At 68.1% G+C, this 10,678-nt stretch carries 10 protein-coding genes; 7 read left to right on the top strand and 3 right to left on the bottom strand.

The genetic code is table 11. The annotated features are described in order from the left end of the window. The 5 genes from VMJ11_RS00585 to VMJ11_RS00565 form a co-directional block, all read left to right on the top strand. Nucleotides 1–1,047 (top strand): efflux RND transporter permease subunit (locus VMJ11_RS00585; protein ID WP_325615857.1); only part of this gene is annotated, 1,047 nt, incomplete at its 5' end. Nucleotides 1,048–1,056: 9 nt separating this feature from the next. Next, nucleotides 1,057–2,412, top strand: a complete 1,356-nt coding sequence (locus tag VMJ11_RS00580; protein WP_325615855.1) for an efflux RND transporter periplasmic adaptor subunit — start codon at nt 1,057–1,059, stop codon at nt 2,410–2,412. Continuing rightward, nucleotides 2,409–4,028: an efflux transporter outer membrane subunit gene (locus tag VMJ11_RS00575; protein WP_325615853.1), complete on the top strand. Its 1,620-nt coding sequence runs from the start codon at nt 2,409–2,411 to the stop codon at nt 4,026–4,028. The genes VMJ11_RS00580 and VMJ11_RS00575 overlap by 4 nt, the downstream gene beginning before the upstream one ends. 165 nt (nt 4,029–4,193) lie before the next feature. Then, on the top strand, nt 4,194–5,435 hold the full coding sequence (locus tag VMJ11_RS00570; RefSeq protein ID WP_325615851.1) for an MFS transporter: 1,242 nt from the start codon (nt 4,194–4,196) through the stop codon (nt 5,433–5,435). 353 nt (nt 5,436–5,788) lie between these two features. Further along, on the top strand, nt 5,789–5,974 hold the full coding sequence (locus tag VMJ11_RS00565; RefSeq protein ID WP_325615849.1) for a hypothetical protein: 186 nt from the start codon (nt 5,789–5,791) through the stop codon (nt 5,972–5,974). Between the two features lie 114 nt (nt 5,975–6,088). Here the strand turns inward: VMJ11_RS00565 and VMJ11_RS00560 are convergent, their stop codons facing one another. Next, nucleotides 6,089–7,090, bottom strand: coding sequence for a fatty acid desaturase (locus VMJ11_RS00560; protein ID WP_325615847.1), 1,002 nt, complete (start codon nt 7,088–7,090; stop codon nt 6,089–6,091). 168 nt (nt 7,091–7,258) lie between these two features. After that, the gene (gene mgrA, locus VMJ11_RS00555) at nt 7,259–8,302 is read right to left on the bottom strand and encodes an L-glyceraldehyde 3-phosphate reductase (RefSeq protein ID WP_325615845.1); all 1,044 of its coding nucleotides are present in this window, start codon (nt 8,300–8,302) and stop codon (nt 7,259–7,261) included. A 255-nt stretch (nt 8,303–8,557) separates the two neighbouring features. On the opposite strand from mgrA, the gene VMJ11_RS00550 reads away from it, so the two are divergent. Then, nucleotides 8,558–8,764: a DUF3185 family protein gene (locus VMJ11_RS00550; RefSeq protein WP_325615843.1), complete on the top strand. Its 207-nt coding sequence runs from the start codon at nt 8,558–8,560 to the stop codon at nt 8,762–8,764. Between the two features lie 90 nt (nt 8,765–8,854). Here the strand turns inward: VMJ11_RS00550 and VMJ11_RS00545 are convergent, their stop codons facing one another. Continuing rightward, on the bottom strand, nt 8,855–9,616 hold the full coding sequence (locus tag VMJ11_RS00545) for a phytanoyl-CoA dioxygenase family protein (protein ID WP_325615841.1): 762 nt from the start codon (nt 9,614–9,616) through the stop codon (nt 8,855–8,857). Between the two features lie 641 nt (nt 9,617–10,257). Here VMJ11_RS00545 and VMJ11_RS00540 point away from each other — a divergent pair. After that, on the top strand, nt 10,258–10,617 hold the full coding sequence (locus tag VMJ11_RS00540; protein ID WP_325615839.1) for a hypothetical protein: 360 nt from the start codon (nt 10,258–10,260) through the stop codon (nt 10,615–10,617). The last annotated feature ends 61 nt before the right edge of the window (nt 10,618–10,678 follow it).

Genomic DNA, 10,678 nt, shown 5'->3' with positions numbered 1-10,678 from the left:
CTGCGCGGCGTGCCCGGTTTCGCCGACGCGCGCATCCAGCAGCCCGCCGACCTGCCGCGCATCTTCATCGACGTCGATCGCACGCGCGCGCAGCAGGCGGGCTTCACGCAAAAGGACGTGGCGAGCGACCTGCTCATCACGCTCTCGGGCAGCCAGCAGACCACGCCCACGTTCTGGCTCAACCCGATCAACGGCGTGAGCTACAACGTCGTCACGGAAGCGCCCCAATACACGATCGATTCGCTGCAATCGCTCTCCAACATTCCGCTCACCGCGAACGGACGCAGCAACATTCTCGGCTCGCTCGCGAGCATGCAGCGCGAGGCCGCCAATGCGGTGATCACGCACTACAACGCGCAAACCACCATCGACATATTCGGCACTGCCGACGGGCGCGATCTCGGCGCGGTCTCCGACGACATCTCGAAGATCATCGACGAAACCCGCGGCGAGCTGCCGAAAACCTCGACCATCGAGGTGCGCGGCCAGGTGCAGACGATGAACGATTCGTTCTCCGGATTATTTGGCGGCCTCGTGTTCGCGATCGTGCTCGTGTACCTGCTGATCGTCGTGAACTTCCAGTCCTGGCTCGATCCGTTCATCATCATCACGGCGCTGCCGGGCGCGCTCGCGGGCATCGTCTGGATGCTGTTCCTCACGCACACCACGCTTTCCATTCCCGCGCTCACGGGCGCGATCATGTGTATCGGCATTGCCACGGCGAACTCGATTCTCGTCATCAGCTTCGCGCGCGAGCAGTTGCGCGAGCACGGCGACGCCGCGCGCGCCGCGATCGAAGCGGGCTACACGCGCTTTCGCCCGGTGCTCATGACCGCGCTCGCCATGGTGATCGGCATGGTGCCGATGGCCATCGGCCTTGGCGAAGGCGGCGAGCAGAACGCGCCGCTCGGGCGCGCCGTGATCGGCGGCCTCGCAGTGGGCACGCTCGCCACGCTGATCTTCGTGCCCGTGGTGTTCTCGCTCGTCTATCGCAAGCTCGGCGAGCGCCGCCAGCGCGCCATTGAAAACGTGGTGCCCAAATCATGAAAACCGGTCATGACTTCTCATTCTGAAGCGCCCCCGCCGCGATCGCCGCAATCGCCGCAACCACCACAGCCGCCGCAGGGCCCGCACAAGACGCGACGCTGGCGCCTCGTCGTCGCCGCACTCGTAGTGCTCGGGCTCGCCGCGCAGGGCATCTGGTCGCGCCATAGTGCGCATGCAGCGCTGGAGCGCGACGCGCAAACGGCAAGCACGCTTTCCGTGGAGGTGGTCACGCCGCAGCGCGCCTCGCGCGCGCTCGACCTCGTGCTGCCTGGCAACGTGCAGGCCTTTCTCGACACGCCGATCTACGCGCGCACGAACGGCTATCTGCGCAAGTGGTACTTCGACATCGGCGCGCACGTGAAGGCGGGCCAGTTGCTCGCCGAAATCGACGCACCCGAAGTGGACGACCAGTTGCGCGCTGCGCGCGCCGACCTCGCGAACGCCGAGGCGAACTTCGCCCTCGCGAAAACGACCGCCGACCGCTGGACGCAGATGCTGCAGAACCGCTCGGTCTCGAAGCAGGACACCGACGAGAAAGTTGGCGACATGCTCGCGAAGAAGGCCACGCTCGACGCGGCGCGCTTCAACGTCTCGCGTCTTTCGCAACTGCAGTCGTACGAGCGCGTGACGGCGCCGTTCGACGGCATCGTCACGGCACGCAACGTCGATGTCGGCGCGCTGATCGACGCGGGCAACGGCGGCGCCACGCAAAAGGAGCTGTTCCATCTCGCGCAGGCGGACCGGCTGCGCGTCTATGCGAACGTGCCGCAGGCCTACGCCCAGCAGATCCGCGTGCAGCAACACGCGTATCTCACGCTCAACGAAGCGCAGGGCAAGCGTTTTGCGGGCGTCGTCGCGCGCACGGCGGGCGCGGTCGATCAGCAGCAGCGCACGATGCTCGTCGAAGTCGACGTCGACAACCGCGATGGCGAACTGCTGCCCGGCGCGTATGCGCAGGTCCACTTCGCGCTCGACGGCTCGGCCACGCCGCTCACGCTGCCTGGCAACGTCTTCCTGTTCCGCCCCGACGGCGTGAAAGTGGCAACCGTCGACGCGCACGACCGCGTGAAGCTCGTCAACGTCACGCTCGGCACCGACTTCGGCACGCGCGTCGCGGTGGCGGCGGGACTCACGGGCGCAGAGCGCGTGATCGTCAATCCGCAGGACTCGGTCGTCGACGGCACGCCGGTGCGCATCCTGCAGCCGCACGGCGGGCAAGGAGCTGGCGCCGCGCATGGCGCGAGCGGTACGAGCGGTATGAGCGGTGCAAGCGGTATGAGTGGTGCAAGCGGCACGAGCGACGCAAGCGGCGCCCAAGGCGCGAAGGCCGCAAGCGACAGCGCGCAGGCGGCGGGCGAATCATGAAGCGCGCCCGCGTTCGACTCCTTGCGTCCGCCACGCTCGCTGCGCTTGCGGCGCTGGGCGGTTGCACGGTCGGGCCCGACTATGTGCGCCCCACGATGCCCGTGGCCGCCACGTACAAGGAGCTCGAAGGCACGGGCTGGACGCTTGCGCAGCCTGCGGACAACGCGGCGCGCGGCGCCTGGTGGACGATCTACGGCGACGCCACGCTCGATGCGCTCGCGGCGCAGGTCGCAAGCGCGAACCAGAACGTGCAGGTGGCACAGGCGCACTTTCGCGCGGCGCGCGCGAACGTCGCGCAACAGCGCTCGAGCTTCTTTCCGGTCGTGACGGCCGGCGCCGACTACACGCGCTACCGCACCTCGCAGAACATCCAGTTCACCTCGAAGGCCGGCGTCACGCTCAACGACTATCTCGTGGGCATCGACGCCACGTGGGAGCCCGACATCTGGGGCCGCGTCGCGCGCAACGTCGAGGCCGCCAAGGCCAGCGCGCAGGCGAGCGCCGCCGACATGCAGGCCGTGCTGCTCTCGATGCAGGCCGAGCTCGCGACCGACTACTTCGAGCTGCGTGGCGTCGACCGCGAACGCCAGTTGCTCGACGACACGATAGAGGCCTATCGCGAATCGCTCGAACTCACGCAGCACCGCTACGAGGGCGGCATCGCCACCGACGCCGACGTCGGCCAGGCGCAGACGCAATTGCAGACCACCGAGGCGCAAGCGATCGATCTCGGCGTGCAGCGCGCGCAGCTCGAACACGCGATCGCGATCCTGACGGGCCAGTCGCCCTCCAAGTTCACGCTCGCGGTCGCGCCGAAGGCCGCCTACACGGTGCACGCGATCGCGAGCCCGCCGGGCGTGCCCTCCACGCTGCTCGAACGGCGCCCCGACATCGCCGCCGCCGAACGCCGCATGGCAGCCGCGAACGCGCAGGTGGGCGTGGCGCAGGCGGCGTTTTTCCCGAGCCTCATGCTCGCGATGACGGGCGGGCTGGAGGCGACCAACTATAGCCAGTGGCTCGTCGCGCCCGCGCGTTTCTGGTCGCTCGGACCGGCGCTGGCCGGCACGCTGCTCGACTTCGGCGGCCGCGCGGCGGTGCGCGACGAAGCGCGCGCGCAGTACGACGCGAGCGTCGCGCAATACCGCGAGACGGTGCTCGACGCCTTCGGCGAAGTCGAGGACAACCTCGCGGCGCTGCGCGTGCTCGAACAGGAGGCGATCGCCCAGGATCGCGCGGTGGACGCCGCACAGCGCACGCTGGCGATCATCGAAGATCGCTACCGCAGCGGCGCGATCACCTATCTCGACGTGGTGGTCGCGCAAACCACGGCGCTCACCAACGAGCGCCAGGCGGTCGCGATCTCGCGGCGGCGCATGGCGGCCAGCGTGGCACTCGTGAAGGCGCTGGGCGGCGGTTGGAGTGCCGCCGATCTGCCGGGCGATAACGCGCTCGTGCATCCTGACATGGCGAGCGGCGCGCAGCCCGCCAGCGCGCCGCAAGGCGCGTCGGGCAGTGCGTCGGGAAGCGCATCGGGCAGTGCGTCGGGAAGCGCGTCGGAAAGCGCGCAGGGCGCCGCTCGCCGAGCGCAGCCGGGCCCTCTGCCCATAGCCGGCTAGACGCCTCCCACCGTCGCGCCCGGCGATCGCATCTGCGGCGCTCGCCGACACGGATCGCGCGACTCGCGTATCGTTGCGGCTTTGCAATATCGCGCAACCAACATGCGTGGGACCGGCGTCGGTGCTATCGACACGCCAGCTCCGGTCGACACAGGAGAACGAGTCGTGACTGTTTCACCGGGCGCCAAGCGCATTCCCGCGCCCGCCGCCGTTCCGTACATCGAACGCGGCACCCCTGAATTCTGGCGCGCGAGCCTCGCGCTGCTGTTCGCCGGCTACGCCACCTTTTCGCTTCTCTATTGCGTGCAGCCGCTCCTGCCCGCGTTCTCGCAGACGTTCGGCGTCAGTCCCGCGCAAAGCAGCCTGTCGCTCTCGTTCACCACGGCCGCGCTCGCCATCGCGATCTTCGTCGCGGGCTTCGTCTCCGAAGGCTGGAGCCGCCGCAGCATGATGACGGCGTCGCTGTGCGCCTCGTCGCTCCTCACGCTCGCCACGGCCTTCGTGCCGCACTGGCACCAGTTGCTCGTGCTGCGCACGCTCCAGGGCATCGCGCTCGGCGGCGTGCCCGCCGTGGCCATGGCCTGGCTCGCCGAGGAAATGCACCCCGAAGGCCTCGGCCTCTCGATGGGTCTCTACGTGGGCGGCACGGCCATCGGCGGGATGGCGGGGCGCGTGATCACGGGCGTGGTCACCGACCTGTTCGGCTGGCGCGTGGCGGTGGCCGTGATTGGCTTGCTCGGCCTCGCCTCGATGCTCGCGTTCCGCTCGCTCCTGCCGCCCTCGCGCCACTTCGTGCCGAAGAGCGGCCTCGGCTTCGCGCATCACCGCGCGGCGCTATTGCGCCATTTCGCGCGGCCAGGCCTGCCCATGCTGTTCGCAATGGGCTTCGTGCTGATGGGCAGCTTCGTCACGCTCTACAACTACATCGGCTACCGACTGATCGCGCCGCCTTATCGCATGAGCCAGGCGGCCATCGGCGCGATCTTCCTTGTGTACCTGACCGGCGTCGTCGCGTCGCCGTGGTCGGGCCGCATGGCCGACACCTTCGGACGCGGCCGCGTGCTGATCGCAAGCCTCGCGCTGATGCTCGCGGGCGTCGTGCTCACGCTGTTCTCGCCGCTGGCCGCCATCGCTGCGGGCATCGCCTGCCTCACGATCGGCTTCTTTGCGGGGCATGCGGTGGCGAGCGGCTGGGTCGGGCGGCTTGCGCGCGAAGCGAAGGGCCAGGCCGCCGCGCTGTACCTGCTCGCCTATTACCTGGGATCGAGCGTGATGGGCTCGATCGGCGGCCACTTCTGGGCCGCGGCCGGCTGGGGTGGCGTGGCCGGCCTCGTGATCGCGCTGCTCGTCGCAGGGCTCGTGCTCGCGCAGACGCTGCGCGCTCGCGAGCGGGCTGGCACCGCCTGAGTGTGAAGACCTGAGGCGCGAGGCACGCAGTGTGCGCACCTGGGGCTGGTGCATCGCGCGCCGCCGGAATCGAAAGGTTTACGTAATGTTACGACGACTGGCGTTTTGCGGGCCGTCCCGTATCGCGGCGCTTCGCGCGGCCGCCTCTGGCGGCCCTTCGCGGCGTGGCGCACGCACTAGGGGAACTCCGGCGGCACGCACTCACGCCACCTTGCTGGCCAGCCCTCACCTATACTCGATTCAGGCCCGAGGCCGCTGCGTCACGCCACCGGCATGACGACGAGAAAAACGAGAACCGCGCGCCTGTGTCGCCAGTGCGAACCAGTACGAACCAGTGCGATAAGGAGACGAGCATGGAAGGTTATTTCACGATCGGCGATTTCGTGATGATCATCCCGATGGCCCTCGCCGGAGCGCTCTTTCTCGGCGCGGTGCCGTGCGCAACGGAATTCAGGCACAACACGCTGCGCGTGATCGGCGCACTGATCGGGGCGCTCGCTGCCGTCTTGCTCGTCGAGACGCTGCCCGCGCTCATGTAGATGTAGCGTCCGTTGTCTTGCAAAACGCGCGGCGGATGGCTATCCGCCAGCGCGAAGCGGCGTCCTGACGTTTCAAGGCGCCGTGCGTGGTGGCACGCACGCGCGTGTCATCCCTCATTCCCCTTCCACACCGGGCTGCAACCCGCTGAACTGCCGCAACGCGGCGGCGAGATAGCTCGTGCGCGGCGTCGCGCCAGCCGCGTCGGCGGCGCGAGCGAGCGCGGGCAGCGCTGTCCACGGCAGCGTCGGATGCAGATGATGCTGACGATGCAGATGGTGATTCATCAACAGCAAGCCCAGCCCGCGCGGCACGCGAAAGTCGCGTGCGCGCCCGGCTTCGTCGAGCGCGACGCCGTAGTGCGGCAGGTTATCGGCCACCGATAGCCACAGCCCGCGCAGGCACATCGCCGCGAGCAGCACCGGCCACGCCTTGCCATAGAGCACGAACGAAGCCGCATAGAGCGCGAGCGAGGCGAGCCAGTCGCGCCGCGCCCGGCGGCGCCTCGCCGGATCGGCGGCATGGTTCGCAAAGAGACGCTGCACCTGCGCGCCTTCGCTGCCGTGTGCGCTCACACCGCGCGCAATGATCGCGCGGGCGAGCCGCGCAGGCACGAAGGCCACCAGCGGCAGCAGCAGTTCGGCGAGATAAAGCCCGCCCATCAGCCGTGCGTAGTACGCGACGCGTCGGCGCCAACGCGAGGCGGGCGCCTCGTGAACGTCAGGCCGGTCGAACGGCTCGCGCGTGAAGCGGTGATGCATCAGGTGTCCGAAACGCACCGCGTCGAACGGCATCGCAAGACCGATCGCGAGCACGCGGGCGAGCCACGCGTTTGCGCGACGATCGCGCGCGAGTTGCCCGTGTATGCCTTCGTGGATGAGACCCCAGTGAACCGGCGTGGCGAACACGACGGGCGCGAGCGTCGCCAGCAGTGCGAGCGTCGCGCCGCCCGCCGCATCGATGAGAAGCGGCAATCCGACGAGCTCGTAGAAGAGTGCCGCGAGCGCAAAGGCGAAGAGCGCGGCATTCACCCGGGCAGCCGAAGCCGGGCGCCGCGCTCGCGCGGCAGCTGTGGCGCACGGGGCAAGCGCGGGGCGTTCGGCGCTCATGGACTCCATGTCGATTCCTCGCATCAAAGGCTGTCGCGACGTTAGCAGCGCCGCATGACAAAGCGAAGAACGGAGCCCCGGGCCGCACGGGCGAAAAAAACCGCCTCGCAGGCGAGACGGCTTCGAGGCGGTTTCGCGGCGCAACGAGGCCGAAAGCGGCTCGCGCTTGCGCTGCGCTCAGATATGCTGATCCGTCGACGGCTTCTCCCACAGATTCACGCCGCCTTCGGTCGCGTGGCGATCGATCTCCGCGAGCTCTTCCTTCGAAAACTCGAGGTTCTTCAGCGCAGCGACGTTCTCGCGCACCTGCTCCGCGCGGCTCGCGCCGATCAGCGCCGAGGTCACGCGGCCGCCGCGCAGCGCCCAGGCGATCGCCATCTGCGCGAGACTCTGGCCGCGGCGCTGGGCGATGTCGTTGAGCTTGCGCACATGCTCGATGTTCGCCGCGCTCAGGTGCTCGCCCTTCAGCGAGCCGCCGCCCGGGCGATTCACGCGCGCATCCTGCGGCACGCCGTTCAGGTACTTGCTCGTGAGCACGCCCTGCGCGAGCGGCGTGAACGCGATGCTGCCCGCACCCACTTCGTCGAGCGTGTCGAGCAGCTCGTGCTCGATCCAGCGGTTGAGCATGTTGTACGACGGCTGGTGAATCAGCAGCGGCACCTTGTATTCGGCGAGCAGCTTCGCCATTTCACGCGTCTTCGCGGGCGAATACGACGAAATGCCGACGTAGAGCGCCTTGCCCTGCTGCACGGCCGTGGCGAGCGCGCCAGCCGTTTCCTCGAGCGGCGTCTCGACGTCGAAGCGGTGCGAATAGAAGATGTCGACGTAGTCGAGGCCCATGCGCTTCAGGCTCTGGTCGAGGCTCGCGAGCACGTACTTGCGCGAGCCACCGCCCTGGCCATACGGGCCGGGCCACATGTCCCAGCCGGCCTTCGACGAGATCAGCAGTTCGTCGCGGTAGGGAAGGAAGTCGTCCTTGAAGATGCGGCCGAAGTTGGTCTCGGCGCTGCCGTACGGCGGGCCGTAGTTGTTCGCGAGGTCGAAGTGCGTGATGCCGAGATCGAACGCGGTGCGCAGGATCTCGCGCTGGGTCGAGATCGGCGTGGTGTCGCCGAAGTTGTGCCACAGGCCGAGCGACAGCGCGGGCAGCTTGAGCCCCGACTTGCCGCAAAAGCGGTACTGCATATCCGAATAGCGTTCAGAGGCTGCTTCGTAGGCCATGGTCTGGATCCTCGACAAAAACGGGTGGTGAGCATGGGGCGAGGCGTCACGCGCCAACCGGCCCGTCGCGCTCTCCCCTTTCGTGAGGCAGCTATGTTAGCCAATCCGCCCGTGCCCTGCAGATATCCACTATGCGGGAAATGCGGGCGTGCAATGCAAAGCGCAGGCCGCAATGCAGGCGAGAAGCCGAGCACCCTGGACGTCCCGCGGTCGCTCGCCTACACTGCGGCCTCCGTCCTATGCGAGAGGTAGCTCATGGCCAAAGCCGTTTCGATTGCGCTCATCGCCTGTGGCGTCGTCCTGCTGTACTTCGGCGGCCAGTCGTTTCATTCGTTCGCGAACGACATGTCGCGCCTTTTCACCGGCGCGCCCACCAACCGGACGATCCTGCTGATCGGCGGCGGCGTGGCCGCGACGCTGGCCGGCATCACCGGCCTCGCGTTGTCGGGACGGCGGCGCTGAATAGCGGCGAGGCGCCGCTCACGCACACGCGAGCATGCGCGTAGTCGCGCGCCAGTACGATTGCCGGCACGCGACGCCCCGCGCTCGAACTCAGAGCTTCACTTCGGGCAGCGACGCCGAGCGCGTGCCTGGCAGCGGCACGTTGCTCGCGCCGTGATACGTGTATACGAGCGAAAATTTCACCTGATCGCTCTGGTTCTGGCCGGCCGAATGCAGCGTGTTGCAATGGAAGAACACGACGTCGCCGGCCGCCAGCGTTGGCGAGACGGCGCGGTCGATCCACGCGCCGTTCTCGGGCAGGTCCGCGCGGAAGAATTTCGCGGCATCGAAGCGCTCCGAGGTGAACGGTTCCTCGTGCGAACCGGGCACGAACCACAGGCCGCCGTTCTCCATCGTCTCCGGCCCGAGCGCGAGCCACACCGAAACGAGGTCGTCGCGTTCGAACGACCAGTAACGCACGTCGCGATGCCAGCCGGTGAGGCTGCCGTAGTGCGGGTGCTTCGTCATCATGCAGTTGTGATGCGCGCGCGAGAGGATCGGCTGCTCGCCGAAATACAGCTCCATCCAGCCCGCGATTTCGGGCGAAGTGGCCCACTCGCGAAAGTACGCGTGGCGCGAGTAAGCGTCGAGCAGGCGGCGCACCGTATGGCCGCCTGGGGCGTCCTTCGAGTCGGGCGCGCCGGGGTAGCGCAAGTCGGCTTCGAATTCGAGCGGCGCGGCGGCCGCGTGCAACTGTTCCTCGGCAACCCGCTTGATCGCCTCGCAGCGCTCGGGCGAGACGAGCCCCGGCACGACCACGAAGCCGCGTTCACGCAGCGCCTGCACTTGTTCTTTCTTTGACTGGACTGACATGGGACTTCCGTTATGCGATCTCGATGCCTGCAAGGGCCGCCGCCTTCGTTCGGCTGACTTCGTTCGGCTGCCGCGGCGTCGGCGCGCGCCGACGCTACGATTGTAAAGCGTGCAAGCCCGCCCGGAAGCGCCACTGTGTGGCACGCCGTGGCTCCATGCGACACATGTCTGCTCGCACGCAAGAAAGCACCGATGTTGCATCGATCGCGCGCCGCCGCTTCGAAGCGGGTATGGGCGCGCGCAACGGCTAAAGGTGCGGTGGGACGAAGCGCCGCGCCCACGGTCACACGAAGCCGCACATGAATGGCGCGCGTGCACCGGCATGAGGACAAAGGGCGGCATCGTCGGCATCAAAGAAGCGCAGGGCCGGGTATTAACCGACTTTCTGTCGTCATGAATCGCGTGTACGCTGCGCGCATGCTGTTTCCTCTAGCAGAACCTCCACCGCACGGACGGATCGCCGTGAACGCCTTGACGCACAAGGTGCTCCAACCGAAAGAGCCGTCCCGTCGCGTCATACTCCGCGCCCTTCGGCCCGTCTCCCGTCTTCCGTTATCGTGACGACCTCGAAGACAGGCACGTTTGCTGCTCGATGCAAAGCATCGCGCGAGGCGCCTTTCGAACCCGATTCCGCAACCGCCATGCATACCCTTTTCGATACCCGCCGCATGACCCACGCCGCCCTGAAGGCGGCCCGCCCCGCCCGTCGCCACGTGATGCGCGCACTGCGCCACCACGCCGCACGCACGCGCGCGCTCGCGCAACAGGTGCGCGACGTGAAGGCCGTCGACAGCATGCGCTCGTGGTTCCACTCGTTCTTCTCCGTGCTGCGCATGCGCTCGGGCACGCGGCACTTCTCGCTGCGCACGCTGCTCTATCGCCCGAATGCGCCGCTGCGCTCGCTCGCCGCGCCCGCCACCGTGCACGCGGTGCGCAACACGCGCCTGCCGCGCCGCATGGCGACGAACAGCACAGGATGGTTCGGCTTCGCCATGCGCTGAGGCCCCGCACGCAGCCCAGGCCGAATCACGTTTCGCGCCGCCCTTGAGCGCGCGCGCGAAT

Origin of the sequence: Paraburkholderia sp. (assembly GCF_035501035.1) — a bacterium.
Taxonomy (GTDB): Bacteria; Pseudomonadota; Gammaproteobacteria; order Burkholderiales; family Burkholderiaceae; genus Paraburkholderia.
The sequence above is the reverse complement of the archived record's forward strand: the minus strand, read 5'-3'. Positions and strand labels throughout refer to the sequence as shown.